General features: G+C 41.2%; 21 protein-coding genes and 1 tRNA gene. 4 read left to right on the top strand and 18 right to left on the bottom strand.

Translation table 11 applies throughout. The annotated features are described in order from the left end of the window. Nucleotides 1–31: 31 nt before the first annotated feature. From ACK4HU_RS04870 to ACK4HU_RS04795, 16 genes are all read right to left on the bottom strand, one after another. Nucleotides 32–277: a hypothetical protein gene (locus ACK4HU_RS04870; RefSeq protein WP_409803824.1), complete on the bottom strand. Its 246-nt coding sequence runs from the start codon at nucleotides 275–277 to the stop codon at nucleotides 32–34. Between the two features lie 41 nt (nucleotides 278–318). Continuing rightward, on the bottom strand, nucleotides 319–873 hold the full coding sequence (locus ACK4HU_RS04865; protein WP_409803822.1) for a DUF420 domain-containing protein: 555 nt from the start codon (nucleotides 871–873) through the stop codon (nucleotides 319–321). Continuing rightward, the gene (locus tag ACK4HU_RS04860) at nucleotides 860–1,528 is read right to left on the bottom strand and encodes an SCO family protein (protein WP_409803820.1); all 669 of its coding nucleotides are present in this window, start codon (nucleotides 1,526–1,528) and stop codon (nucleotides 860–862) included. Before ACK4HU_RS04860 ends, ACK4HU_RS04865 begins: the two co-directional genes overlap by 14 nt. 258 nt (nucleotides 1,529–1,786) lie before the next feature. Beyond that, entirely contained in the window at nucleotides 1,787–2,116 is a 330-nt protein-coding gene (locus ACK4HU_RS04855; RefSeq protein WP_409803819.1) for a cytochrome C oxidase subunit IV family protein, read from the bottom strand. A gap of 21 nt (nucleotides 2,117–2,137) precedes the next feature. After that, a complete protein-coding gene (locus ACK4HU_RS04850) occupies nucleotides 2,138–2,914 on the bottom strand; it encodes a cytochrome c oxidase subunit 3 (protein ID WP_409803817.1) in 777 nt (258 codons plus the stop codon). A gap of 28 nt (nucleotides 2,915–2,942) precedes the next feature. Further along, nucleotides 2,943–3,524: a heme-copper oxidase subunit III gene (locus ACK4HU_RS04845; RefSeq protein WP_409803815.1), complete on the bottom strand. Its 582-nt coding sequence runs from the start codon at nucleotides 3,522–3,524 to the stop codon at nucleotides 2,943–2,945. Nucleotides 3,525–3,527: 3 nt separating this feature from the next. Continuing rightward, entirely contained in the window at nucleotides 3,528–4,433 is a 906-nt protein-coding gene (cyoE, locus tag ACK4HU_RS04840) for a heme o synthase (protein ID WP_409803813.1), read from the bottom strand. A 1-nt stretch (nucleotide 4,434) separates the two neighbouring features. After that, nucleotides 4,435–5,511 carry a COX15/CtaA family protein gene (locus ACK4HU_RS04835; RefSeq protein WP_409803811.1) on the bottom strand — a complete coding sequence of 359 codons (1,077 nt, stop codon included), beginning with the start codon at nucleotides 5,509–5,511 and terminating at the stop codon, nucleotides 4,435–4,437. Continuing rightward, a complete protein-coding gene (locus tag ACK4HU_RS04830; protein WP_409803809.1) occupies nucleotides 5,495–7,375 on the bottom strand; it encodes a cbb3-type cytochrome c oxidase subunit I in 1,881 nt (626 codons plus the stop codon). The genes ACK4HU_RS04835 and ACK4HU_RS04830 overlap by 17 nt, the downstream gene beginning before the upstream one ends. Nucleotides 7,376–7,386: 11 nt before the next feature. Next, the gene (locus ACK4HU_RS04825; protein WP_409803807.1) at nucleotides 7,387–8,424 is read right to left on the bottom strand and encodes a cytochrome c oxidase subunit II; all 1,038 of its coding nucleotides are present in this window, start codon (nucleotides 8,422–8,424) and stop codon (nucleotides 7,387–7,389) included. A 24-nt stretch (nucleotides 8,425–8,448) separates the two neighbouring features. Further along, complete coding sequence (locus ACK4HU_RS04820) at nucleotides 8,449–9,744, bottom strand: quinol:cytochrome C oxidoreductase (RefSeq protein ID WP_409803806.1); 1,296 nt, start codon at nucleotides 9,742–9,744, stop codon at nucleotides 8,449–8,451. 2 nt (nucleotides 9,745–9,746) lie between these two features. Then, nucleotides 9,747–10,439: a c-type cytochrome gene (locus tag ACK4HU_RS04815; protein ID WP_409803804.1), complete on the bottom strand. Its 693-nt coding sequence runs from the start codon at nucleotides 10,437–10,439 to the stop codon at nucleotides 9,747–9,749. Between the two features lie 13 nt (nucleotides 10,440–10,452). After that, the gene (locus ACK4HU_RS04810; protein WP_409803802.1) at nucleotides 10,453–10,983 is read right to left on the bottom strand and encodes a DUF3341 domain-containing protein; all 531 of its coding nucleotides are present in this window, start codon (nucleotides 10,981–10,983) and stop codon (nucleotides 10,453–10,455) included. A 2-nt stretch (nucleotides 10,984–10,985) separates the two neighbouring features. Then, on the bottom strand, nucleotides 10,986–12,350 hold the full coding sequence (gene nrfD, locus ACK4HU_RS04805; protein WP_409803801.1) for an NrfD/PsrC family molybdoenzyme membrane anchor subunit: 1,365 nt from the start codon (nucleotides 12,348–12,350) through the stop codon (nucleotides 10,986–10,988). Between the two features lie 17 nt (nucleotides 12,351–12,367). Next, on the bottom strand, nucleotides 12,368–15,448 hold the full coding sequence (locus ACK4HU_RS04800; RefSeq protein WP_409803799.1) for a TAT-variant-translocated molybdopterin oxidoreductase: 3,081 nt from the start codon (nucleotides 15,446–15,448) through the stop codon (nucleotides 12,368–12,370). A gap of 39 nt (nucleotides 15,449–15,487) precedes the next feature. Continuing rightward, nucleotides 15,488–16,753, bottom strand: a complete 1,266-nt coding sequence (locus ACK4HU_RS04795) for a c-type cytochrome (protein WP_409803797.1) — start codon at nucleotides 16,751–16,753, stop codon at nucleotides 15,488–15,490. Nucleotides 16,754–17,117: 364 nt separating this feature from the next. Here ACK4HU_RS04795 and ACK4HU_RS04790 point away from each other — a divergent pair. The 3 genes from ACK4HU_RS04790 (at nucleotide 17,118) to ACK4HU_RS04780 (ending at nucleotide 20,356) form a co-directional block, all read left to right on the top strand. After that, nucleotides 17,118–17,188, top strand: a tRNA-Cys gene (locus ACK4HU_RS04790). 456 nt (nucleotides 17,189–17,644) lie between these two features. Continuing rightward, the gene (locus tag ACK4HU_RS04785; RefSeq protein ID WP_409803795.1) at nucleotides 17,645–18,118 is read left to right on the top strand and encodes a (2Fe-2S)-binding protein; all 474 of its coding nucleotides are present in this window, start codon (nucleotides 17,645–17,647) and stop codon (nucleotides 18,116–18,118) included. A gap of 3 nt (nucleotides 18,119–18,121) precedes the next feature. Then, entirely contained in the window at nucleotides 18,122–20,356 is a 2,235-nt protein-coding gene (locus tag ACK4HU_RS04780; RefSeq protein WP_409803793.1) for a molybdopterin cofactor-binding domain-containing protein, read from the top strand. A 165-nt stretch (nucleotides 20,357–20,521) separates the two neighbouring features. On the opposite strand, the gene rpsA is transcribed toward ACK4HU_RS04780, so the two are convergent. Continuing rightward, nucleotides 20,522–22,300, bottom strand: a complete 1,779-nt coding sequence (rpsA, locus tag ACK4HU_RS04775) for a 30S ribosomal protein S1 (protein WP_409803791.1) — start codon at nucleotides 22,298–22,300, stop codon at nucleotides 20,522–20,524. A 501-nt stretch (nucleotides 22,301–22,801) separates the two neighbouring features. On the opposite strand from rpsA, the gene ACK4HU_RS04770 reads away from it, so the two are divergent. Continuing rightward, the gene (locus ACK4HU_RS04770; protein ID WP_409803789.1) at nucleotides 22,802–23,530 is read left to right on the top strand and encodes a lysophospholipid acyltransferase family protein; all 729 of its coding nucleotides are present in this window, start codon (nucleotides 22,802–22,804) and stop codon (nucleotides 23,528–23,530) included. Between the two features lie 41 nt (nucleotides 23,531–23,571). Here ACK4HU_RS04770 and ACK4HU_RS04765 read toward each other — a convergent pair whose 3' ends face one another. Next, nucleotides 23,572–25,983 (bottom strand): ABC transporter permease, encoded by a 2,412-nt coding sequence (locus ACK4HU_RS04765; protein WP_409803787.1) that lies wholly within the window; start codon nucleotides 25,981–25,983, stop codon nucleotides 23,572–23,574. Nucleotides 25,984–26,005 lie beyond the last annotated feature (22 nt).

The raw sequence follows: 26,005 nt of genomic DNA, 5'->3' as shown, positions 1-26,005 counted from the left end.
AGTCTGGTATCAAACTTTGCCTTTAGATCTCTTATCGAAGCGAGAGTTTTGCCTTTTTCTTTTTGGCAGATTTGTACCAAAAGTAACCGATCACTGCTGCCAACAAATACGGCATTACAAAAAGATACAATATCCCACTATTCAGGCCCGCACCGATACTGGTATCTCCGTTGCTGACGTTATTTTCTACTGAAGCTCTACACATAGCGCATTGTGCAAAACTTAAGGTTTGAGCTCCGAAGAAAAGAAATACAAGTAGGAAGGATTTTAGTCTCATGGTTATTCTAATTGAAAGTTCACTAGATCGATCAATATTTATCAATTAACATAGTAAGGGCTGATCATCAGGTACACAATCACCCCTGTCACAGATACGTAAAGCCAAATTGGATAGGCAAATTTAACCACTTTCCGGTGCTTTTCACGCTGATCAGTCAAACCATAGTAATATGCAAACAGAATAGGGAACAAAGCTACCGCTGCAAATATGATATGGGTGATCAGCAGAAAATAATAGACCGTTCGAATAGATCCTTCACCGCCGAAACTGGTACTTTCTGCCGCTCCATGGTAAATGACGTAAGACACCAAAAAGATCGCCCCCAAGACGAAAGCCACTGTCATAGTAGCTCCATGATAGGCGTATTTTTTTCGCTTGACGAAGATCAGGCCCACTATCAACGCAACAGAAGCTGCTGAGTTAATCACGGCATTGAGATGCGGGAGAAAATAAACCCAATCGCCCAAAGCTGTAATCTTGGCAGGCATGAATAGTAAAACTGCAACCGCCAAAGGAATAACAATAGAAATTCCAATTATCCAATTTTTTACTTTTGCCTCATTCTGAAGCACGCTTCCATTATTTACTTGCATGTAAAAGCACTTTTGTTTCCAACATTAATAAGTCCACATCCTCCCTATTTGTTCCGCTATAGTACCCTCTAATTCTACCCAGTTCGTCTACTAAAATAAATTTATCACTGTGCACAAAATCATCAGGAACACCATTCCCATCAATAGTCGGAATCACAAATCCGCAACGGGCAAGTTGATATGTCTCCTCTTTTGGGCCTGATAGAAAATGCCATTTTCCAGGAATTGCGCCATGTTCTTCAGCATAGCCTTTCAATATCGCCGGTGTGTCATATTCAGGATCGATACTGATAGACATGATCTGAACTCTGGGTTCTTCTCTAAACATGTCATTTACCCGCTCCATTTCCTTGGACATCACTGGACAAATACTTGGGCAGGAAGTGAAAAAGAAATCAACAATTGTAATTTTCCCTTCCATTTCGGCTTGCCCGATCAATGATCCTTCTTGGTTAGTAAAGGAAAATTCGGGAATGTAATGTTGAGTAGTATCAGTAAAAGGGCATTCAAGAAAAGGGTTATCCACACCACTTTGAAAGAAAATGGGTAAATCATAAGAATTAGTACCAAACCCTCTCAGAAACATGAAAACCAAAACAGGGACCAACAGAATACATACCAGCACCAATCCCTGCAATAATCTAAGTCCTTTCATCTGTTTATAATTGATTTTTTATGGTCAGATGGAATCTTCGCATGCATTATGAACATCCCTCTGTGTGTCGCTCGGGGTCATGCTTGATTTCATGTGGTTATAATTTGATTTTTAAAGGCCACATGGAATCTCGCATAATTGATAATCATCCCAGTGTGTGACGTTTTCGTCATGCTCGATTTCATAGTATTTTGTTAACAAAAAAGAAGGTTGAAGTGATTCACTTCAACCTTCTTTTTTATCGATTTTTCACTTTTTTTACCAACGCATCAAGAAGATATCAGAACCTTCTTTGACCAAAGCAATCACCAACCAAATTAGGAAGATCAAAGGCACAATGATAGAGTAAAACAAAGGCTTCACTTCATCACCTAAGTGCATAAACTCCATCATGATGTATTTGGCTTTCCATACCGTCAGAGCGATAAACAGGAAGTAGAGAAGGATTCCTCTATCCATTGTGAATGCCATAATAAATTCAACTACTGTGATAGCCAAAAGAATTGCAGCGGTTTTCCAGATCTTTTTGATCTTTTGTTCGTCGCGTTTCTCTACGATAAGGGTTGATTTATTTTCTTGAATTTCCATATTTCAAAGATTTTTAAATACTTAGATCAAATAGAACAAGGTGAATACGAATACCCAAACAAGATCTACAAAGTGCCAATAAAGACCAATTTTCTCAACCATTTCATAGTGACCTCTTCTATCATATTCGCCCACCGCAGCTTGATAAAAGCAAAGGAAAAGCAAGAATACACCAACGGTTACGTGAAAACCATGGAATCCAGTAATAAAGAAGAACAACTGAGCAAAGGAAGCCGGGCCGTACTCATTTACAATAAGATTAGCTCCGTAAACCGTTTCAGTAACATTTTGATTCAAAGAATTGATGTAAGTAAGTACAGTACCACCTTCAGTGCCATGAATAAAGTGATTCCACTCCCAAGCCTGACAGCTAAGGAAAGTAATACCTCCGAGCAAAGTCCAAAGCATCCACTTTACAACATCATTTCTGTCATTTCTGTGACCTGCTTCCACTGCCAAAACCATCGTAACAGAACTGGCGATCAAAATGAAAGTCATGATTCCGACAAAGATTAGAGGGGCATGAACTCCATGAAGAAACGGTAAGGCTTCAAAAACAAGCTCGGGCACAGGCCAATATTCATTGGATCCAACAAAATCGGTCTCTGATCCTTGGTATGCAGGATAAGTTACTCGGGTAGCAACATAAGTGATCAGAAATGCAGCAAAAGTGAAGATGTCGGAAAGCAGGAAAAACCACATCATGAGTTTTCCATAGCTTGCTTTTAGGGGTTCATTTCCTCCTCCCCAAACGCCTCTTTTCGAGCTTACTCCAATAGCAGTAGAATGCGCAGACATAAATAATTGATTAGAACTGGATTATATTTTAATGATTTAATAGCAAAAACATGAAAAGGTATAACCACAAGCCGCCCAGAAAATGCCAATATGTTGTGGCCATTTCCATCGTATCCATGGCTTTGGAATGAACCCTCAATCTGAGTGTCGAAATTAATACAATAATCAGAAATATCACACCACTTATCAGGTGAGCTGCATGAAGACCTGTAAAAACATACAAAAAAGAGCCTGCAGGATTGCCCACAAAGAACACCTCACGATCTACCATTGCTACCCAACTATACCACTGACCTACCAAAAAGGCGATTCCTAAGATCACTGTCAGAATCATTCCAATTCTAAGATTTAAGAAATTGTCTTTTTTTGCTGAAAAGTAGGCCCAATGAAGTGTGATGCTACTCAATACAGCAATTCCAGAGGTGTAATAAAAGATATTAGGAAGGTCATATTCCAACCAATTCCCCTCTGCCTGTCTCACAATATATGCACTGGTCAATCCGGCAAACACCATGACAACCGATACCATAAACAACCAAAGCGCAAATTTCTTTGGATGCATTGATATTGGCTGTTCCACCATATCGACATATTTTAATTCCTTTTCCATGGCTTAAGGTATTTTATCGAGTAGGTAAGCAATCTGAACGATCGGTAAGTATAGGAAGGAGCCAAACATGATTTTCAGCGCTGACTTTCTTGAGCAATCTCTCATTAGGGAGAATGTCTGGGCAAGAAACAAAACACCGCAAATCGTAGCTACAATTCCGGAATTCAGACCTGTGAGTCCAAAATAACTTGGTAACAATCCCAATGGAAGCAGGAACAAGGTATAGATCATTATTTGAATAGCTGTATTCAAATCTTGACCTCCTCCACTTGGAAGCAATTTGAAACCTGCCCTTTTATAATCCTCATCACTAACCCAGGCAATTGCCCAGAAATGAGGAAACTGCCAAATAAACTGAATTCCAAAAATAATAAGTGCCTCATAAGAAATTGATCCGGTAGCGGCAGTCCAGCCTAACAAAGGAGGCATAGCACCTGGAATCGCCCCTACAAATACTGCTATGGGACCAACTCTTTTTAACGGTGTGTAAACAAACACATATAGAACCATACTGAGAATACCCAGCCAGGTAGTCAATGGATTAGTGAAGAGCCACAGAAGTGAAATACCGAGTATTGCTACAAAGGAAGTGAACCAATAGGCTTCCTGAAGTGAGATGATTTTAAGTGGAAGCGGACGATTTTGGGTACGTTTCATCAACTTATCCAAGTCACGCTCCATTATCTCGTTTGCAGCTCCAGATGCTCCGGAAATGAGAAATCCTCCTAGTGCAAGGCCCAGAAATCCAGGCCAGCCAAAGCTAGCTCCCCGATCTCCAAGAATATATCCAAAGACCGCAGAGAAAGTAACCAAGGCAGAAAGCCTGAACTTTATCAAGTCAGAATAAGCTTTTATTCTTTCGATAAATAAGCTGGAAATAGTACGGTCAGTTACGTCAACTGTCCTCATTTCAATTAGAGTTTAACTTAAACTGTATATGGTCTCTCAATTGTAAAATCAACATAAATTGAATTCCCAAGATTAAAGAACCAAGTAATAAGTGGATAGGCTGCAAGAAAGCCGGTATACCGAAATATGCCATACCTATTCCAGATGCAATTTCTAATAACAAAACTCCCATCAGGATTTGAGACCAAAGATTTAATTTGGAATTCCTAACAGAGTATCTGAATGCCCAAAAGAAATACAAAACATGTATTCCTAATAGTACCAATGAGAAGGAACGATGAATCAAGAATGTGATTCCTACTCGATCTACCCAATCTTCACGAAGCATTCCTCCTAAAGAGGAAGAAATCTGATCGATATGCTCTCTTACCTGCGTTCCAAGAACTACCTGAATCAGCATTAACAATGCTCCGATTATCAAAACCCATTGAACTTTGGCTGGAACATCCATTTTAACTCCATGACTTGCTTGCAATCTTTCTGAACGGTGATTGATATACAGTAAGACAGCAACAAGTGCCAAAGCAAGCAACATATGGAAAGTAATCATCCATGTCAACAAGTTGGTGGAAACGACTATCGAACCTATCCAACCTGTAAACAAAACCAAGACCAATGACAGGATAGCATTGATCGGTATCCACTTATCAACTTTCCAAAGTTTGAATGATTTCCAAACTGTCAGCAGAATAAAGAGACCGATGACCACACCTAAGATGCGATTTAGGTATTCAATCCAAGTTTTGATGGCGTTGAATTCCTCCTCAACTAAAATAGATTTGTCATTTGCAATTCGAAAAGCTGCATTTTCAAATCCCAATTTTTCAAGCGTGGCTACAAACCTTTCGTTTTTAGCAAGTCGTTGTTGAAGGTAAATTTCCTGATAATTTTTTGGGAGCTGATCCACGCTTGTTGGCGGAATCACGCTCCCAAAACATTTTGGCCAATCGGGACAGCCCATTCCTGAGCCAGTACTACGTACTATCCCTCCGACCAAGATTAGAGTATAAACAGCTACGACAGTAATAAATGAAATTCGTCGAAAGCTATTTAGTGAATTATTAGTGTTTGGCTTCATTTGCAACCAATACCTCCGATTCATCTTTCATAATCTCCATTTCAAGTTTCACTAATTCCTGCTCATGAGGAAGGTTGGACTCTGGAGTTAACGAAAGAGGAACAGTCTGAGGAATGAAATCCTCTGCAGCTCCGGGCTTAGAGTAATCGTATGGCCATCTGTAAACTGTTGGAATCTCTCCAGGCCAGTTACCATGTCCAGGATAAAGTGGAGTAGTCCACTCCAGGGTATTTGATCTCCATGGATTAAGCGTTGCTTTTCTTCCTCTGTACATGCTGTAGAAGAAGTTGAAGATGAAGATAAACTGTGCAGTGAAAGTTATAATCGCAGCAACTGATACAAACATGTTCAAGTCAGTATACATATCTGTAAAGCTATAGCTAGTCCAAGAATAATATCTTCTTGGGAAACCAGCTATTCCAATATAATGCATTGGGAAAAACACCAAATAGACACCTGTGAAAGTCAACCAAAAGTGAATGTATCCCAATTTGGCATCCATCATTCTACCAAACATCTTAGGGAACCAGTGATAAACACCAGCCATCAATCCGAAGAAGGATGCAGACCCCATTACAAGGTGGAAGTGAGCAACCACGAAATAGGTATCGTGCAATTGGATATCAATTGCTGAATTTCCAAGGAAAATACCAGTCAGACCACCGGAGATGAAAAAAGACACCAAACCAATGGAGAATAACATGCCAGGAGTAAATATTAGGTTGCCTCTCCACAGGGTAGTCAAGTAGTTAAATACTTTAACAGCCGATGGCACTGCAATAATCAAGGTAAGGAACATGAAGATGGATCCTAAGAATGGGTTCATTCCTGACACGAACATGTGGTGAGCCCACACGATGAAAGAAAGGATGGTAATTCCAAGCATGGAGATAATCATCGCTTTATATCCAAAGATTGGCTTTCTTGAATTTGTAGCGATTACTTCAGAAGTAATCCCCAAAGCGGGAAGCAATACAATGTAAACTTCAGGGTGACCTAGGAACCAAAACAAATGCTGATAAAGGACTGGGCTACCACCAGTATTAGGAAGCGCTTCTCCGCCAATATAGATATCAGAGAGATAGAAAGATGTTCCAAAGCTTCTATCAAATACCAACAGCAAAGCCGCCGCAAACAGAACCGGGAAAGAGAGAAGACCAATAACCGCAGTCAGGAAGAACGCCCAGATTGTCAATGGAAGTCTGGAAAATGACATTCCTTTAGTTCTAAGGTTAATGACTGTGGTAATGTAATTGATACCCCCTAGTAAAGAAGAAGCAATAAAGAAAGTCATTGCAATCAACCACAATGTCATACCGAGACCCGAGCCTGGAATCGCTTGCTCAAGTGCAGAGAGAGGAGGGTATACTACCCAACCACCACCGGCAGGACCTGTTTTGATAAACAAGGAAATGAACATAATCACACCGGATACAAAAAAGAACCAGTAAGAAAGCATATTCATAAAACCGGAAGCCATATCACGGGCACCGATTTGCAGAGGAATCAGGTAGTTAGAAAATGTACCACTTAATCCTGCTGTTAACACAAAAAATACCATGATGGTACCATGCATTGTCACAAGAGCAAGATAGAATGTTGGGTCCAACTTTCCTGCCTCATCAATCCAGCCACCTAGAAGAGGCCGAAGAAATTCCAGACTCATATCAGGAAAACCCAATTGTAATCTGAAAAGGATGGAAAGGAAACCTCCAATTATCGCCCAAAACATACCAGTGATCAAGAATTGCTTCCCGATCATCTTATGGTCTTGAGTGAAAATGTATTTTGTTATAAAATTATCATGATGCTCATGGTGCTCGTGAGCTGCTTCGTCATGATGTGCCGCAGTTGCTGTTGCCATAACTTATAATTTTATTTTTTGATTTCTCTAATTTGAATCTCTGCCAGTTCTTTCATTTCAGGTGTAAGACCCTCGGCTAAAGCAGGGTTTTGCTGAATGAAAGTTTTCTGTTCTACCAACCACTTTTGGTAAGCCTCAGGCTCTACCACTTCTATCACCTTCCTCATAGAGAAGTGCCCTCGCCCACAAATTTCTGTACAGGCGATCTCATATTCAAATTCTGGATCATTCAACTCAGCTCTCATTTCTTCCGTTGTCTTTGTAGGAACAAACCAGAAGCGAGTTGGCATACCAGGAACAGCGTCCATTTTCAATCTCATGTGCGGAGCAAAAACGGAGTGCAAAACATCACGAGCTCTAATCTTGAACAGTACAGGTTCACCTTTTGGGATTACAACTTTTGGGGAAGGAAAATCGTCAATTGAATTTTTATCTGTGAAATCCACTCCATGAGAGTTGGTTGCAGTAATCAAACGATAATCATAATCACCTAATACATTATCCTTGCCAGGATATCTAATCTCCCAAGCAAACTGATATCCCATGATTTCAACCACATGGGCATTTTCAGGCGCTGGTTTTGTAATATCAGACCAGGCCATCCAACCTGAAATAACCAATCCTGCCAAAACAACACCTGGAACAATTGTCCAAATGACTTCGAGCTTGTTATTGTCAGGGTAGAATGATGCTTTTCTATTTTCTTTATACTGGTATTTGTAAGGGAAAACAAAAAGCAATACATGGGTAATTAGAAATACAATACCCGTGACTGCCATAGTAATCCAGAATAATTGGTCTGTAATTACACCATGCTCGGAAGCAACAGGAAGCTGATAATTATCAAATTCCTTGATAGAATACCAAAACATTAAAATCGTAGTACCCACAAGGAAAACCACAAATAAAATTGCGTTTACCTTATTACTGCCAGAAGCGATTTTTTTGTCGGAACCTTTTACAACCGATACCAAGGTTTGAATTCTGTAGACCATCCAAATAATGGAAAACAACAGAAGAACCCCTACTCCAATCAGAAACCCGTACATATCTTAGTTTTTTCGGATAATAAATTAAATGTGATGATGATAGCTCTCTTCAAGCATTGGGTGATTTTTAGCGACCAGATTTTTCTTTGCTAACCCTCCTAACACAACCAACGCCACCGATGAACCAAATACTAGAAACATTCCAACTTCCATAAATCCAATTCCTCCATTGTGTCCCAAGGTACCTGGTTGAACCATAAGGAAGAAGTCAATCCAGTGCCCAACCAAAAGAATCGTGCAAACCAACTTAAGAAAGACACCGTGTCGTTTAGAATCTCTTGTCATAAGAACAAGGAAGGGAAGGAAGAAGTTTAGACCTAAGTTTACGAAAATGAACGGTCCATACACGTCACTACTCAGTCTCTCAATAAAATAAACTGACTCTTCAGGTATGTTGGCATAATAGATCAACAAGAACTGAGAAAACCAGAGGTAGGTCCAGAAGATTGAGAAACCAAAAATAAACTTACCCATGTCATGGATATGATTTTGGTTAATCATTTCAAGATACCCTTGACTTTTCAAGAAAATGGTCAAAAGCGTAATTGCACATAATCCTGATACAAACCAGGAAGCAAATACATACCATCCAAATAGAGTTGAAAACCAGTGTGTGTCAATGGACATTACCCAATCCCATGCTGCAATAGAAGAAGAAACAGCAAAGAAAACCAGGAAGAAAGCTGACCAACTTCTCATTTTAAACCAATGGGAATTTCCTCCCAATTGATCTTCCTGATCACTGATCTGCTGAAACTTTTTGAAAAAGAATACCCACATCCCAAAGAATAATACCATTCTAACGATGTAGAATATCGGGAAAGTCCCTTTTTCCATAGGCCAATAAAAGAATGCCCCTTTCCCGTCAATTATGGAATCATATTGAGGATCGTTTTTATCAAACAAATAAGAATGAGTCCAGTGGAACAGATCATGATTGACCAAAAAGAACGTAGCAAGCATCAAAATACCAGCAAAAGGGAGCCAGTATCCGAAGGAAAGCATCACTCTCAAAAGTGGTGTTGACCAGCCAGCCTGAGCTGCAAACTGAATTGCGAAGAAGAAAACCCCTACAATTGCAATTCCAGTAAAGTAGACATTATTGATCCAAATGTTAGCATAGAGTCTTTCATACCAATGAAAAGCATGCCCTCCCGCTTCTCCTGCTTCTTCATGACCTCCACCGGTCATAGCCAGTATGATACCAATCCCAAGAAGGATCGCACCAATAATCAATACAGTCATAATAGACTTCTTAGTAGCAGCAGTAAAATCGAACCGCTGATCTAAGTTGTAGTGTTGTTCGCTGTGATGAGCCATGATTAGTTAGCTGGGGTTGCTTGTGCCACCATGGTTGAATCTACTGCCGCTGCAGGAGCTGCTGCTGTAGCCTGACCTTGGATAACTTGTTTGACATAGTGAACGATTTTCCATCTTCCTTCTTCAGTGATCTGAGAACCATGAGCTCCCATTCTACCTTTTCCTTTGGTGATCACATGGAAAATATGACCTTCTGGTAAGTTGATATAAGCGCCACCTTTGAGATTAGCTACACCACCAATTACTTCTCCGGCTTTACCATCTCCTTCACCACCTTTACCATGGCAAGCATTGCAATATTGAAGATAAAGGGCTTCGCCATCTTTCAACACTGGATCTGATGATTCAACAGGGTTTTTAATCAAAGCAGCAGGCTCCAATTCAAAAGCCTTGAGTCTATAAGGTAGATAGCCTTGCTTATTCCTTGGAACTGTATTGGCTACCGGTTCTCTCATATTCATTCCATGAGGGTTATTTTCGTTTGAGTTGTAAAACTCGCCTTTTCCATCCTCACGGTTTGAAAGCCAGCCTCCTTGTGATTCGTCTTTGATTTGACTCAAAGGTTCGTAAGCCACAGAATGATACATTTGAGGCGCATATTCAAGCCCTGGATTTTCACCTCCAGCCCTACATCCAGCCAATATTGAAATGGCTAAGGCAGAACCTCCGAAAATTAATGCTTTTGCAATCTTCATATATCCGGATTTTCTATTCAAAACTTTTTTTATTGATCTCGGTAGCACCGGAAGAAGCGAGGATCTCTGTGATCTTCTCCACTTCCATGCTACTGTTATTAGCGATATCGATCGCCATGATATGCTTATCATCAGTAGACCTGATATCAAAGATTCTTGGCTGTGCCCAAGGCTTCAAATTGGAACTGATCATGAATACACCGACCATACCAAATGCTGCCAAAAGAACAGTCATTTCAAACCCAACAGGAATAAAGTCAGGGAATGCTGCATAATCCTTACCACCGATAATCATCGGCCAGTCGAATCGCATCATGTAAAACTGCATGGTCATCGCTAAGGTCGTTCCCAACAATCCGAAAAGGAAAGCTGCAATCGGAAGACGGCTTCTCTTATATCCAAGTACCTCATCCAATCCATGAATTGGGTAGGGAGTAAATACTTCATGAATTTTTACACCCGTGTTTCTTACTGTTTCTACTGCGTGAAGCAATACGTCCTCATCGTCGTACACTCCCAAAATAAAATGTGTGTCTCTTTCCATGATTATTTATTCACTTTTTCAGATGAAGATTTCAATACAGACTTTACTTCAGCCATGTTGATTACCGGGAAGAACTTCGCAAATAAGAAGAACAGGGTAAAGAACAATCCAAAGGTAAAGAGGTAAACTCCGACGTCAACCCATGTTGGGTAGAACATCGCCCATGAAGATGGAAGGTAATCTCGGTGAAGTGAGGTAACAATGATTACAAATCGCTCGAACCACATTCCAATGTTTACAACAATTGATAAAGCAAATGTCGCAACGATGGAGGTTCTGATTTTCTTAATCCAGAACAACTGCGGAGAGATCACATTACAAGTCATCATAGACCAATATGCCCACCAATAAGGTCCGGTTGCTCTGTTGTAGAAAGCGTAGAATTCCGGCTCCACCCCTGAATACCATGCGATAAAGAATTCTGTAATGTATGCCACACCTACAATGGAACCAGTGATAATGATGACAATATTCATCAATTCAATGTGACCGATGGTAATGTAGTCTTCCAGTTTGAATACCTTTCTCGTGACAATCATCAAGGTCAATACCATGGCAAAACCTGAGAAAATCGCTCCAGCAACAAAGTAAGGAGGGAAGATCGTAGTGTGCCATCCTGGAATTACTGAAGTTGCAAAGTCAAAGGATACAATCGTGTGTACAGAAAGTACAAGTGGTGTTGCCAAACCTGCAAGGATCAAGGAAACTGATTCATAACGCATCCAAGTTTTTGCAGCGCCATCCCAACCGAATGAAAGTGCACCATAAATAGTCTTTCTAAGTCCTGTGGCTCTATCTCGGATGGTAGCAAAATCAGGAATCAATCCGATGTACCAGAATACCAAAGAAACTGAGAAGTAAGTAGAGATTGCGAATACATCCCAAAGGAGCGGGGAGTTAAAGTTAACCCAGAGCGAACCAAATGTATTTGGAAGCGGAAGAGCCCAATAAGCACCCAACCATGGGCGGCCCATGTGAATCACAGGGAACATCGCTGCGCAAATTACAGCGAAGATGGTCATCGCTTCAGCTGCTCGGTTGATGGATGTTCTCCATTTTTGTCTGAAAAGCAACAATACCGCTGAGATCAAGGTACCGGCGTGACCAATACCAACCCACCACACGAAGTTGGTGATATCCCAAGCCCAGCCTACGGTTTTATTAAGACCCCACATACCAATCCCTTCCCAGAGTGTGGCAATAAGGGCAATCGAACCAAGTGCTAGAACTCCGGCTGCGGTAAGGAAAGCCAAAAACCAAAGCATGGAAGGTTTTCCCTCTACCTGACGGGACACATCATGTGTCACATCATGGTAGGTTTTACCTCCGGTAACTAACGGTTGGCGTACGGATGAAGTAACCTGCATAGTTTATAAAATTATGATTACGCTTCGTTTTTTTCTTTATTTCTGATTTTGGTGAAATACCAAACGTTAGGGCTAACGTTGATGTCCTCCAATACGTGATACGCTCTTTCCTCTCCCACTTCCTTCAAGGCTGAAGTGTTTTCTTCAACTTTCAAAAGCCTAGAGACTTTACTGTTTGGATCATTCATGTCACCAAAAACCAAGGCATCAGTAGGACAAGCCACAGCGCAGGCCATGTTGATTTCTCCATCTTGAACAGCACGCTTCTCACGTTTTGCGGTAAGCTTTCCAGCTTGGATTCTTTGCACGCACATGGAGCATTTTTCCATTACTCCTCGTACACGAACCGTCACGTCTGGGTTCAAGACCATTTTACCCATATCATCGTTTTGAGCAATGTTTACTGCTGCAAAGTCTTTGTTATCATGGTATTTAAACCAGTTGAATCGACGCACTTTATATGGACAGTTGTTGGCACAATATCTAGTACCGATACATCTGTTATAAGTCATTTGATTGAGACCTTCTGAGGAGTGCGTAGTCGCAGCCACCGGACATACTGTCTCGCAAGGTGCATTGTTACACTGCTGACACATCATTGGCTGGAAAGTCACTTCAGGATTTTCCGCAGCAACTTCCATTGCTTTTAGATCGTCCGCTGGGGCATCCGAAGAATAGTAGCGGTCAATTCTGATCCAGGCCATTTCTCTTCTGTTGAGCACTTCCTGCTTACCGACAACTGCCACATTATTTTCAACCTGACAAGCCACTGTACATGCTCCGCAACCAATACATGAATTCATGTCGATTGCAAGACCCCAATGGTGCTGACTGTATTGATGTCCCTTCCAAAGCGAAAGCTTAGATGGCTTTACAAATTCGCCATCCTTATAAATTTTCGGTCTATATCGACCGGCAGAATTATCAAGTTTATATTCAGACAATACTGATTCTTGGATCACGTTCTCACGCCCCATGAAAGTCTGATGAGTTTGGGTGCGGGCGATTTTATAGGAATCTCCAGTGGCGGCAACTTCAACTCCAGTAATAATGTCAAAATTGACAAAACCTTTAGAAGCATCCAGCAATTCGTAAGCATTAACACCGACTCCATCAGCAACCCGACCAGCTTTAGTTCTTCCGTAGCCAATTGCCAATCCGAAAGTTCCGTTTGCTTGTCCTGGCTGAATCAAAATTGGGACAACCAACGACTTTCCATTTACAGTTATGGAAGCTTTTTGGGTGTTTTCCTCATACATGGTAACTCCATTGTCTGCAGCCCATTTTTGTGACACGGTAAGGTAGTTATCCCAAGTGGCTTTGGTAATTGGATCCGCCATTTCCTGAAGCCAAGGATTGTTGGCAAAAGCTCCATTTCCAATTCCGACCTTTGAGTAAATCACTAATTCAGCACCGGCATTGTCTGCTTTGTAGGCTTGGGCAACTGCAGCCGCTGCAGCAGAAGCATCACCGGAGGCTGATCGAGCGCCAAGTGTAGTTTCTACTGAAACCACACCATTATATAATGCCTGATCCCAGAACTCTTGGAAAGAAGCACCCTTTCCTGCTACAGGGAATAGAGTTGCATTCCAGTTCGCCTGAAGATAGTCGTAGTAATTGGTGGTAGAACCAGCCCAAACCAAGAAGGATTCCTGAGCTTGTCTAGTTTTGAAAAGTGGAGAAATTGTCGGCTGAGACAAAGAAAACTGTCCTTGCTTCGGCTGGAAATCATTCCAAGATTCTAAGAAGTGATGATCTGGAGCTACAATTTGAACCAGAGATGAAGTCTCATCCAAGGTGCCGTTAGTAGAGATACTTACTCTGGCTTTTGCAATACCTTCAGCAATTTCAGCTCCACGAGCATGATCATAGACAGGGTTACAATTGTAAAAAACAACTCCACCCACTTGACCAGACTTCAATTCGGTCACAAACTGATTCATTCGCTCGTCATTTCCTCTTCTGAAGAAAACAGGATTTGCGAAATCTACCGTTGCTCCGTTATTTCCAAGCAATTCATTGATTGCGTTGATTACTATTTGAATGTTTGGATCGTTTGATCCGGAAACGACAAGAGAAGCTCCTTTTGAAGCCAAGAGGTCAGTTGCTGCTTTATCAAGGTTCGCAATTTCAACTTTAGGGGCATTTACCGTAGCCGCACCTGATTTTCCTGCGATAGCATTGTAAAGTGCCAAAACAGCCAAACCACTTTGCGAGGCTTTGATTGGCGTTCTGTAATCAGCATTCGCACCAGTCATTGAAAGGTTGGATTCAAACTGATAATGTCTTGACATTTCAGGCTTCTCCGAACTGATTTTCCTTGTTTTAGCGTAATCAGCGGCAAATTCAATCGGTGAAATCCAAGTTCCTAGGAAGTCGGCACCGAAAGAAACGATGGTTTTTGCCTTATCGAAATGGTAAGATGGAATTACGCTAGATCCAAAATAGGTCTCTGCTGCTTTTGCAATACCATAATTTGAAATCGGATCATACATGATCAATTCAGCACCACCAAAAGCTGCTGCAAATTCCTGAAGCGCTTTTTCAGTAGATGGAGAAAGAATTGTGTTCGCAACAAATTTAACAGTACCGGCAGAAGCTAATTTGCCTTTTACTTCGGTATCAACAGCCGCCCACTCAGCAGCAGCGCCACCGATCATTGGACCAGCTAATCTTTGCTTGTCGTATAATGAAAGCACTGAAGCCTCTACAATAGCATTGACTTTACCTTTATTAATAGGAGAAAGGTCATTTCCATCAATTTTGATTGGACGACCTTCTCTAGTTTTCACTACTACAGCCGCATAGTCACCACCTGAGGCAAATGTCGATGCATAATAATTAGGAATAGAAGGGTTGATATCAATCGGCTTATTTACATAAGGGATTGCTTTTCTAATCGGAGCTTCGCAAGCTGCCAAAGAAGCTGCTGCTAAGCTGAAACCCATTACTTTGAGAAAATCTCTTCGGGATGCACTTCCGTCTTCGCCAAGAGTTTTAGGCATTTCTGCAAACTCCCCGTCGGCGTGCTTTACAAACTCCGGATCGTTGCTGAGTTGCTCGAGCCCTTTCCAGTAGGTTTTTTTATTTTCCTTCATTTTTATTTCTAGGAATGAATTAGCAAATAGGATAAGGAATTAATAGTGGCACTTTGCGCACTCCAAGCCACCGATGTCTTTGACTTTCAAAGCATCCTTGGAATCGGAATGAAGTTGAACCAACTTATCGTAATAGGCATTGCCTTGAGTGGCAACTTCAGTCTGTCTGTGGCAATCAATACACCAGCCCATTGTCAATGAACTATGCTGTCCTACCACTTCCATCTCTTGAATTGGTCCGTGACAAGTCTGACATTCAATACCACCAACAGCTACGTGTTGAGCGTGATTGAAGTAGGCCAAGTCAGGAAGGTTGTGAACCCTCACCCATTCAATAGGCTGATTATTATCGACAGATGCGTAAATTTTTGCAATTTCTGGGGAAATCCCTTCTTTTCCACCCACATTCTGAATGTGTGTATGACAGTTCATACAAATGTTTGCGGAAGGAATGTTTGCCGATTTTCCTATCTCAACACCGGTATGGCAATACTGACAAGCTACTTCATATTGTCCAGCATGTAGTGCGTGAGAGAAAGCAATTGGCTGTGCAGGGGCATATCCTTGCTGAACACCTATTGAATACAAGCCATCAATTGCTGTCTTTGCGACGAGCGCAATTACCAAGGCAGTAATTACTATTATAAAGGCGTCACTTTTAAACACCTTAGCGAATTCAAACTTTTGAGAAACGAATTCTTTATCCTCTTCTGGAAGATCCTGCTTATTAATATACTTAGTCAGTACAGAAATAATCAGGCCTAGAACAACCAGGATAAGGATTAATACTAAAACCAAAACCCCTATGATTACTGTGAGGTATTCATTAGGTATTCCTGATCCAGCTCCACCTGCAACAGCGTCACCACCTGCTCCAACTGCTGCTGCTGCCGCAGGGTCAACTTTATCGCCATATTCAATGTAAGATAAAAGACCATCCAGTTCAGCATCACTTAAAAAAGTGTAGGACGGCATAATTGAATTATTGTACTCTTTATAAAGTGCGACTGCATAAGCATCTCCTGACGCAATCACAGCTTGCGAGTTAACAATCCATTTCTTGACCCATTCTGCGGTGTTTCTTTCTGTTGCACCCCTCAAAGCGGGACCAATATATTTTTGATCCAACTTGTGGCAAGTCTTACAGTTGGCATTAAACACTGTTTTTCCAACTGCAATAGCCTCATCACTGTCTGAAACAGAAGGATCAATGGCAAAAGCAGAGGAGCCTATCACCATGAAAAACAGCATTGCCAGCGTCTGGAAACTCAATCGAATCCCTACTAACGAGCGTTTAGATAACATATACTAGCTAATTAAATAGTTTTAAAGGTTCTCTTTAACCCCTGCAAAGGTACTACCCGAGGTTAATTATTCAAACAAGAATTCGGGGGCTTGAAATTGTCACTATTGACAAATTTTCAAGCTTTATTTTATTGATATTCAATTGATTGTAGAATATTTTTCATTCAATCAATTATTTAGAATAATTATAAATAGTGCATTTTTTTATTCAAAATCGTACACTCCTGATAATCAGGTTTTCTGGCTCAGAAAAAGATTATTTCTACTGATTTTGCTGAAAACAAATTTCAAGCTGAACCTATATTTGTAATATCAATGTTTGATGAAGTAAGGAATAATTCTAAATTTGCATTCCGAAAATTATGGTCGAGTGGCCGAGTGGCTAGGCAGAGGTCTGCAAAACCTCGTACAGCGGTTCGAATCCGCTCTCGACCTCATCCGTAAAGCATCTGCCAAAAGCGGATGCTTTTTTTGTTTAAAAAAAAGCATAATCTCCGTCAGCAATCAAACAGCCTCCTTTTTCAGACTCGACCTAATTTTTTTAAAATGTATATACGCTACTTTGCAAGTAGATCAAAATGGCCTCGACTTCGCTCGGCCACCGGATTTCAGATTAATTAAGGAAGGGGAGGAATATGCGGCTGCGCCGCATATTCCTCCCCTTCCCTATAACAAAACTATCGGACACCGAGCAGCCTGGCCGTGGAGGGAAGACGAGGTGAAACTTATTAAAATTTGGCTACAGGTAGAATTGCGGATATACATCTTTTTTGAATCACCAATCCTATGTTCTGCCTGCCGTCCAAAAGAGAATCAAGACATAAGAACCAGTCTTAAATTGGTTTTTGCTTCTTGATTTTTTATTTTGAAGATTAACTATTCTTCAAGAAAATGACAAAAAGCCTGAAATTAAAAGTCAACTCGGTTGAAAAATCATTCACAGGAGACACCTCAGAGCCACTTTTGTACATTTTACGTGAGGAGTTTGGGATCAACAGCACCAAGTTCGGTTGCGGCCTTCAGCAATGTGGGTCATGCATGGTCCTTATTGATGGAGAGGCTCAAACTTCCTGTCTCCTCCCCTGCAGTTCAGCGCAAGAAAAGAATATTCAAACATTGGAAGGGTTGGCCAAAGGCAATCAACTTCACCCCGTTCAAGAAGCCTTTATCGAAGCCCAAGCGGCACAGTGTGGCTATTGCCTGAATGGAATGGCTATCGCCGCAGTCGCACTTTTGAAGAAAAATCCAAATCCCTCAAACGCTGAAATCCGAGCGGCCCTTCAACCGATAATTTGCAGGTGCGGAACACATTCCAGATTTATTCAAGCAGTAAAAATTGCCGCAAAGTCAACCCAAAGCCTTTAAATCATGGGAAATCACGCTAATTCAAATCTTTCCAGAAGGAAATTCCTCAAATCCTCAGGCCAACTTCTTGTCGGATTTCAGCTTGTCCCTTTGTTCGCATGCTCCGGAAATGCAAATTCACTTCCCGAATCTTACGATGGCATACCGGTTCGCCCCCACGGTGATAAAGATTTGATCGATTCCTGGATTCGACTCGATGCCGATGGGCATGTCACTATCCTTACGGGAAAGCAGGAATTGGGGCAAGGAATCCGAACTACACTTCTCCAAATAGCAGCAGAAGAACTCGATGTCCCAATTGAGATTTGCCACATCATCAATGGGGATACAGGACAGACGGCCAATGAAGGCTACACCGCCGGAAGCAATTCAGTGGAAGGAAGTGGAAAAGCGATCCGACAGGCTGCCGCTGAGGCAAAACTCTATATGCTTACTTTGGCTGCCCAAACATGGAAAGAAGATATCAACAATCTAAGGGTAGAAAAGGGAATCATCAGAAGTAATGCCAATAAAGAGATTTCGTATTGGAAGCTACTGGAAGGAAAAAATCTCGAGGGAAAAATAACAGGTAATGCAGTTCCCAAGAAGTATCAAAACCACCAACTCGTCGGTAAACCAATTTTTCGAGATGATATTAAGATTCTGGTGAAAGGCGATGCCCATTTTGTTCATGATCTTCGGCTTGATGGAATGGTCCATGCCCGAGTGCTCCATCCACCAAGCTATGGGGCAAAGCTTAAAACAACAGATTTTTCTGAAATTCTAGCTCTCCCAGGAGTGTTGAAAGTAGTTCGGAATGGGAGCTTTTTGGCTGTGATAGCTACTCGGGAATATCAAGCTGTGAAAGCTTGGCTTTACCTCAAATCGACATGCGAATGGGAAGTTACAAGAATCAAGGTTTCTCAGGAATCCCTTTTCGAAGACATGAAAACCAAGTCCATGTCACCGGAAACGATCGAGAATTCACCGGATTTGGCAGCCAAACTGAATAATGCATCCAAAAAAGTAAAACAAGAATATCACCGCCCTTATCAGATGCATGCATCCACTGGTCCTTCTTGTGCCATTGCGGAATGGAAAGCGGGTAATTTGACGGTGTGGTCACCAACCCAAGGTGTTTATCCACTTCAGAACTCGCTTTCGGATTTACTGGGATTAGGCAAGGAAAAAATCAGATGCATAGGAATGTCAGGTTCAGGGTGTTACGGTCACAATGGTGCGGATGATGTATCTGCCGAAGCGGCACTAATAGCCAGAGAATTCTCCGATAAACCAGTGAGACTTCAATGGATGCGAGAAGATGAGCATCAATGGGAACCCTATGGCTCAGCTATGGTCGTCCAACTTGAGGCTGGTTTAGATAATGAAGGTAAAATCATCGCTTGGAATACGAATCTATTCTCGGATACCCACAGCACGCGTCCCAATGGAAATGGAGGACATTATATATCCGCCAGACATCTCGAAAAGCCATTTGAATTCCGAAAAGGAGGATTTTCAGGAGGATCTTATCGGAATGCTGTTCCCCTTTATACCATTCCTTCCAAACGGCTTTTGCTTCATAATTACGAAGGACCGCTTCGTACTTCGGCCTTGAGAGGATTGGGAGCTTTTGGGAATATTTTTGCACTAGAATCCTTTATGGATGAACTGGCTTTGGCAGCTGAAATGGACCCGATTGATTTCCGAATAAAGAATCTGGATGATGGTCGCGCAAAGGCAGTATTGCAATCAGTTGCTGAAAAAACAAACTGGAATTCTGCTCAGCAGACCGCAAACAAGGGTTTTGGAGTAGCCTTTTCCAAGTACAAAAACTCAGCATCCTACTTTGCTGTAGTGGCAGAAGTGACTGTTGACAAAGTTTCCAAAACCTTCAAATTGGAGAAACTAACAGGGGTTATTGATTCAGGTCAATGCATCAATCCTGATGGGCTGAAAAATCAAACTGAAGGAGGAATGATCCAATCTGCAAGTTGGACTTTGCTGGAAAAGGTCAACTTCGATGAGGACGGAATTCAGAGTATTGACTGGAACTCCTATCCAATTCTCCGAACCAAGGAAGTTCCCATTGTCGAAGTACATATCATAAACAGACCGGAACTTGCTCCAATGGGTGCGGGTGAGGCTGCCCAAGGACCTGTTGCTGCGGCAATTGCAAACGCTGTTTTCAACGGGACTGGGACGAGAGTTCGGGATTTACCGATTCAGTCAGAAAAGATTGATTGGGGAAAAGTCTAAGTTTTGACAAGGTTAAAACCTGTATCCTTATCCAAATTGAACCCCAAACTCCTATAAAAAAAACTCTCCAAGGGATTTTAAACCCTTGAAGAGTAAAAAAAAACGCTGACTTTTCAGCCAGCGTTCTTCTATTTATTTAAGATCTTAAGTCTTTCGTCTTAAGTTTTACTTTTTACCACCTTCCATTTTCTCCTTCAATTCAGCAAGAGCGCCGATGTCACCAAAGGTTGATTTCTCAGCTTGGGCAGGCATTTCAACTGAATCTTCCTTCTTCTTCGCAGCAGGAGCCGCAGCAGCTTTCTTAGGCGCTTTAGCTTCTTCTTTGAAAGTAGCAGTGTGAGAAAGTACAATTCGCTTATCGTCTTTAGAGAATTCGGTCACTTTGAAATCCAAAGATTCGCCGATCTCAACCTGAGAACCGTCTTCTTTCTCCAGATTCTTCACAGTTGCGAATCCTTCAAGTCCATAAGGAAGCTCAAGAACAGCACCTTTGTCATTCTTAGAGTTTACTGTACACTTATGAACAGAACCTACAGGGAATACAGTTTCGAAAGTATCCCAAGGATTCTCTTCCAACTGCTTATGACCTAGAGCCAATCTTCTGTTGTCAACGTCAAGTTCAAGAACTGCAACGTCAAGCTCATCACCAACTTTTACAAATTCAGATGGATGCTTGATTTTCTTAGTCCAAGAAAGGTCAGATACGTGAACCAAACCGTCGATTCCCTCTTCCAATTCAAGGAAAAGACCGAAGTTGGTCAAGTTTCTTACCACGCCTTTGTGCTTAGTGCCGACTGCATACTTAGCAGACATGTCACCTTTAGTCCAAGGGTCTTCGGTAAGCTGCTTGATACCCAAAGACATTTTTCTGTCGTCCTTGTCCAAAGTCAATACTACTGCTTCGATTTCGTCACTCACTTTCACGAAGTCAGCTGGGTTTCTCAAGTGCTGAGACCAGCTCATTTCAGAAACGTGGATCAAACCTTCTACACCAGGAGCAAGCTCAAGGAATGCACCGTAGTCAGCTACGTTTACAATCTTACCCTGTACTCTTGAACCGATCTCAAGGCTAGATGCCAAAGAATCCCAAGGATGAGAAGTCAATTGCTTCATACCCAAAGAAATTCTTCTCTTGTCGTCATCAAAGTCAAGAACAACAATCTGAACTTTCTGATCAAGCTGCAATACTTCTTCCGGGTGGTTGATACGACCCCAAGAAATATCCGTGATGTGAAGTAGACCATCTACACCACCCAAATCGATGAATACACCGAAATTGGTCATGTTCTTGATCACACCTTCCAACACTTGACCTTTTTCCAGGTTGTTGAGGATTTCCGCTTTTTGCTTCTCCAAATCCTTCTCGATGAGGATCTTATGCGAAACAACTACGTTATCATTTGCGTGGTTGATTTTCACCACTTTCACTTCCATTTTCTTACCTACATAGATATCGAAATCTCTGATAGGCTTCACATCGATCTGCGAACCTGGCAAGAAGGCTTCTACACCGTAGATATCTACGATCAAACCACCTTTGGTTCTTCGCTTCACAAGACCTTCGATCACGCTGTCATTTTCAAGCGCTCCTTCGATATCTGCCCAAGCACGAACGATTTTTGCTTTCTTACGGGAAAGGATCAATTGACCCAAAGCATTTTCCTGCTCCTCGATATATACTTCAACTTCGTCACCTGGCTTGATGCCGGCTACGTCACGGAATTCAGAAAGCGGAACAAGTCCGTCAGATTTGAAACCGATGTTGATAATTACATCTTTGTCATTTACTCCAACTACCACACCTTTGATCACCTCTTTTTCAGTGATTTCGCTCAAGGTGCCGGTGTACATGGCTTCCATCTGAGCTCTTTGCTCTTTGGTATAGCCTTCTCCGAAACCTTTGGTATCGAACGCTTCCCAATTAAATTCTTTTGTACTAGACATAGTAAAATTTGACTCTGATTAGCCTCGGTCTTAGAGTCGTGGGACCGAAGTTTTGTAGTTAGAAATCAGCACTTTGAACCTTCAAAGCACGCCGCTCACCCGAACGGACTGCAAAAGTACTGATTTTCTTTTATTTCAGGTTAAAAAGATGAAAAAAACCAATCCATGGGATTTACTCTAAAGTCCACTGACTTGCAAATGTTCAAGTAGAAATTAACAAGGAATAGAGTCGGTAAAATCGAAGGCGAGGCTACTTTGGTCATCGTTCATCGGTGCTCATGCTGAAAAAAATTGAAAATATAGTTTACTAAAATGCCGGAATTACACTGGAAAATTGGATTTTTAAAACACTTTAAATCTGCAAGCATCTGCGATTTAATCTACGTTTATCTGCTGGAATTTTTTCTACTTTAAAAAAATAAAAGCCCCTGATCGCTCAGGGGCTTTGCAAGCAAAGAGTTAAAGGATAATTTTCGAACCCAAATTTAACGAATATTCCGGATGATCAAATTCTTCCAATGGATTTATACCATTTATTCAGTACTCATATTTTATGTTTTAATGCTGATTTTTGGACTGTTTATCGTACTTCCACTCTTAATCAGCCAAAAAGGCGACAAAATTTCATTCTTCTTTATCCGACTTTGGGCCAGTATTTGGTCTTTTCTTTCGGGGATTCGCTATGAAGTTCATGGGCTAGAGCACATTGACCGAAGTAAACCCTACATCTACATTTTCAACCACCGCTCCTTTATCGATGCTCCGGTGATTCCCATGGTTATTCCACAGGAAGTCCGTGCGATTGGAAAAAAGGAATTGTCAAAGATCCCCGTGTTCGGTCAAGTTATTGGGAAGCTTGCTGTATGGGTAGACCGCAGTGATGTCGAATCCAGAAGAATCAGTTTGGAAAAGCTCGTCAAATTTCTCAATCAGGGAAGTTCGATTGTGGTTGCACCGGAAGGAACAAGAAATGATACGAGCGAAACGCTATTGCCTTTTCAAAAAGGAGCTTTTCGGCTTTCCATCGAAACAGGAATTCCGATTTTACCCATGGCTGTAATAGGAGCAAATCAGATTATGAAGCGAGGCTCACTTTTGCTTTCTCCGGGAAAAGTAAAGGTTTACTTTTCGGCACCAATCAACCCACCAATGACTTCAGAAGATGCTGTGAATGACTTTACAGAAAAGTGCAGAAATCGGCTGGAAGCTATGATTGTGGCTCATGAGTAAAACAGTTTAAATTTTTTGGTTACAAAAATTTAAAATTTTCATTACTCCGTTTTCAAACTCCGAACAGGATTCTCTTGTGCTGCCTTGTGAGCAATCACTCCTACAAGTAAGCTCACAAAACCTAGAATGGATATTCCCACACCGACAAAGATCCAATGCTGAATCTCTATCCGATAAGCAAAATTTGACAGCCAGGAATCTGCTATCCAATATCCTATCGGCCAAGCAATTACTAAAGCTATTGCTACCATGATCACATATTCAGAAGTTGAAGAACGAACAATTGAATAGGCTGAAGCCCCAAGGACTTTGCGGATTCCAATTTCTTTTCTTCTGGCTAATGTCAAAAACATGGTAACACCTACAATCCCCAATCCAGCTAAAAAAATTGCAAAAAAATTGAAATAAAGAAGTAAATCAGCAGTCCGACGATCCTGCTGATATAGCGAATTGAGATTTTCTGAAAGGAATTCCATCTCAAGTGGAAAAGCTTCTTTCATCTCAGAATAAACAGATGCCACGGATGAAACAACCTCCTGCTCAAGTGTGGGATCGTAGGAGACTATACTTCTTCCGTCCATGGCAAGATTTTCCTGAATAGTCAAAAAGTAAGGATCCATTCGCTCGTGAAGGGAAAACAAATGAATATCCTCCACTATCCCTGCAATCGTAAATGGGAATCCCTCCTGCCCAGTTTCAGGATCTGTGTACTCAGGCTCGTTGAGAACTTGAGTTCCAATCAAATCATTAGCTTGTACCCCTTTCAGCCGAGCAAATTTCTCCGCAGCAGTTCGATTGATTAATGTAAATCTACCTGAAGGAATTTGAGTCAAGGAAGTCCTCAATTCATAAGCATTGACCCCTTCCGGATCTAAATAAAGTTGGTTTGCATCGTCAAAGACTGTTTCTACACCCTCAATCTTGTAGGTGCCTTGATTGAAAACCTGAATTCCAAACGAACTTCCGTTTCCAACCGCAGAAACACCTGGAATTTGTCGAATCTTTTGTTGAAATAAACCAGCGTTTTCAGGTGAAGTATAAGCGTAAATTATTCCTTTCTTTTTATAACCCACATCTTTTTGTTGGACAAAATCAAGTTGCCGAGAAATCAAAACAGACACACTAGTAATCCCAATAAGTATTACCAACTGACTTATTACGAGATATTTTCTAACAGGAAAAGATTGAAAATTAGGTTGCTTCCAATCCTCTTTAAATAGATCCACTACATTTCTCATACCCAAGAATATGGCAGGACTTAGACTTGACAGGAACCCTATTCCAATAGCTAAACCAATTAAACTCAAAAGTGATAGCGGGTCTCCCAAAAGATTAGGAGAAATACTCGTCTCCATGAGTGAATTGAAAAATGGAACAAGAACTGAAATCAAAATACCAACAAAAGGGATGGCCAAAAGAGAAAGTAGAATTCCCTCAAGTAAAAACTGAAATCCTATCATCCTGTTTCGGGCACCCAGTGCCTTTCGGACTCCAATAGATTTTCCCTCTTTTGACTTAATTGCCAAAGTAATATTGGCATAATTAAATAGTGTGATGAAAAGAATCAGGATTGCGAAAAATCCGATCAATGTTATGTAAAGTCTACTCCCGGGAGATTTGGACTCGTATAGCACATTTGAATTCAAATGAATGTCTACTATAGGCTGGAGGAAGTGACCACTATAAAGTTCATCCTGAGCCAAATTGGGATTGAGCAATGCAATTGTTGCATTGAGCTGTTTTTCAACTTGCTCAGGATTAGAATTCTGATCCGTCTCAACATAGATTCGACTACCCCAATAATTAATTCGATCTGCACTTAGGGCCAACTGAAAATCAAAATGGGAATTGTCAGGTATATCTTCAATTATTGCCGCCAGTTCATAGAATTCTGATCCAACAGATATCATTTCCCCTATCAAGGCTTCTTCATTCATAAATTCCGAACCAAATAGCTTTTCTGCCAAAGTGGAAGTGAGCAGGACTTTTCTGTTGCCCGAACCAAAATTTTCGAGGCCACCCAAAGTTGGTTTCCAAGTAAACATTTGGACAAAAGCAGATGGCGTATTGGTTGTCAAAATCCCCTTTGTCGGAATTTGCTGCTCCCCATACTTTACAAATTCAGAATATGGTGATACAAGGAATTGAGTCACATCAGTGACACCGGGAGAAGATCTAAGAGATTCATATTGAATTTGCTGAATTTCAGAAGTAGATTCCGACCAAGAAGGAAATCCAATAATGCTATATTCCTGAGATCGGTAAGTCCGGATAAGCCTGAAGATGTTTTCTGACTTACTATGGAAGTTTTCAAAGCTGGTTTCGAATCGGATATAGGCCATCCCCATATACGCCACAAAAAGTCCGGCGATCAAACTCAATAAAATCAATCCCGTGAATTTTTTGTTTCTGAGGTAACCCCTGAAGGCAATTTTTAGATAGGATTTCAACATTTGTAGAAAGATTTTAGAGTGT

This window comes from Algoriphagus sp. (assembly GCF_046296635.1).
In the GTDB taxonomy this organism is placed as follows: domain Bacteria; phylum Bacteroidota; class Bacteroidia; order Cytophagales; family Cyclobacteriaceae; genus Algoriphagus.
Note: the sequence above shows the minus strand (reverse complement) of the source record. Positions and strands in the feature narration are given on the sequence as shown.

Excerpts from the sequence above, each read along its gene's own strand:
- ACK4HU_RS04870 (WP_409803824.1), bottom strand. The coding sequence starts at position 277 with ATGAGACTAAAATCCTTCCTACTTGTATTTCTTTTCTTCGGAGCTCAA.
- ACK4HU_RS04865 (WP_409803822.1), bottom strand. The coding sequence starts at position 873 with ATGCAAGTAAATAATGGAAGCGTGCTTCAGAATGAGGCAAAAGTAAAA.
- ACK4HU_RS04860 (WP_409803820.1), bottom strand. The coding sequence starts at position 1,528 with ATGAAAGGACTTAGATTATTGCAGGGATTGGTGCTGGTATGTATTCTG.
- ACK4HU_RS04855 (WP_409803819.1), bottom strand. The coding sequence starts at position 2,116 with ATGGAAATTCAAGAAAATAAATCAACCCTTATCGTAGAGAAACGCGAC.
- ACK4HU_RS04850 (WP_409803817.1), bottom strand. The coding sequence starts at position 2,914 with ATGTCTGCGCATTCTACTGCTATTGGAGTAAGCTCGAAAAGAGGCGTT.
- ACK4HU_RS04845 (WP_409803815.1), bottom strand. The coding sequence starts at position 3,524 with ATGGAAAAGGAATTAAAATATGTCGATATGGTGGAACAGCCAATATCA.
- cyoE (WP_409803813.1), bottom strand. The coding sequence starts at position 4,433 with ATGAGGACAGTTGACGTAACTGACCGTACTATTTCCAGCTTATTTATC.
- ACK4HU_RS04835 (WP_409803811.1), bottom strand. The coding sequence starts at position 5,511 with ATGAAGCCAAACACTAATAATTCACTAAATAGCTTTCGACGAATTTCA.
- ACK4HU_RS04830 (WP_409803809.1), bottom strand. The coding sequence starts at position 7,375 with ATGGCAACAGCAACTGCGGCACATCATGACGAAGCAGCTCACGAGCAC.
- ACK4HU_RS04825 (WP_409803807.1), bottom strand. The coding sequence starts at position 8,424 with ATGTACGGGTTTCTGATTGGAGTAGGGGTTCTTCTGTTGTTTTCCATT.
- ACK4HU_RS04820 (WP_409803806.1), bottom strand. The coding sequence starts at position 9,744 with ATGGCTCATCACAGCGAACAACACTACAACTTAGATCAGCGGTTCGAT.
- ACK4HU_RS04815 (WP_409803804.1), bottom strand. The coding sequence starts at position 10,439 with ATGAAGATTGCAAAAGCATTAATTTTCGGAGGTTCTGCCTTAGCCATT.
- ACK4HU_RS04810 (WP_409803802.1), bottom strand. The coding sequence starts at position 10,983 with ATGGAAAGAGACACACATTTTATTTTGGGAGTGTACGACGATGAGGAC.
- nrfD (WP_409803801.1), bottom strand. The coding sequence starts at position 12,350 with ATGCAGGTTACTTCATCCGTACGCCAACCGTTAGTTACCGGAGGTAAA.
- ACK4HU_RS04800 (WP_409803799.1), bottom strand. The coding sequence starts at position 15,448 with ATGAAGGAAAATAAAAAAACCTACTGGAAAGGGCTCGAGCAACTCAGC.
- ACK4HU_RS04795 (WP_409803797.1), bottom strand. The coding sequence starts at position 16,753 with ATGTTATCTAAACGCTCGTTAGTAGGGATTCGATTGAGTTTCCAGACG.
- ACK4HU_RS04785 (WP_409803795.1), top strand. The coding sequence starts at position 17,645 with ATGACAAAAAGCCTGAAATTAAAAGTCAACTCGGTTGAAAAATCATTC.
- ACK4HU_RS04780 (WP_409803793.1), top strand. The coding sequence starts at position 18,122 with ATGGGAAATCACGCTAATTCAAATCTTTCCAGAAGGAAATTCCTCAAA.
- rpsA (WP_409803791.1), bottom strand. The coding sequence starts at position 22,300 with ATGTCTAGTACAAAAGAATTTAATTGGGAAGCGTTCGATACCAAAGGT.
- ACK4HU_RS04770 (WP_409803789.1), top strand. The coding sequence starts at position 22,802 with ATGATCAAATTCTTCCAATGGATTTATACCATTTATTCAGTACTCATA.
- ACK4HU_RS04765 (WP_409803787.1), bottom strand. The coding sequence starts at position 25,983 with ATGTTGAAATCCTATCTAAAAATTGCCTTCAGGGGTTACCTCAGAAAC.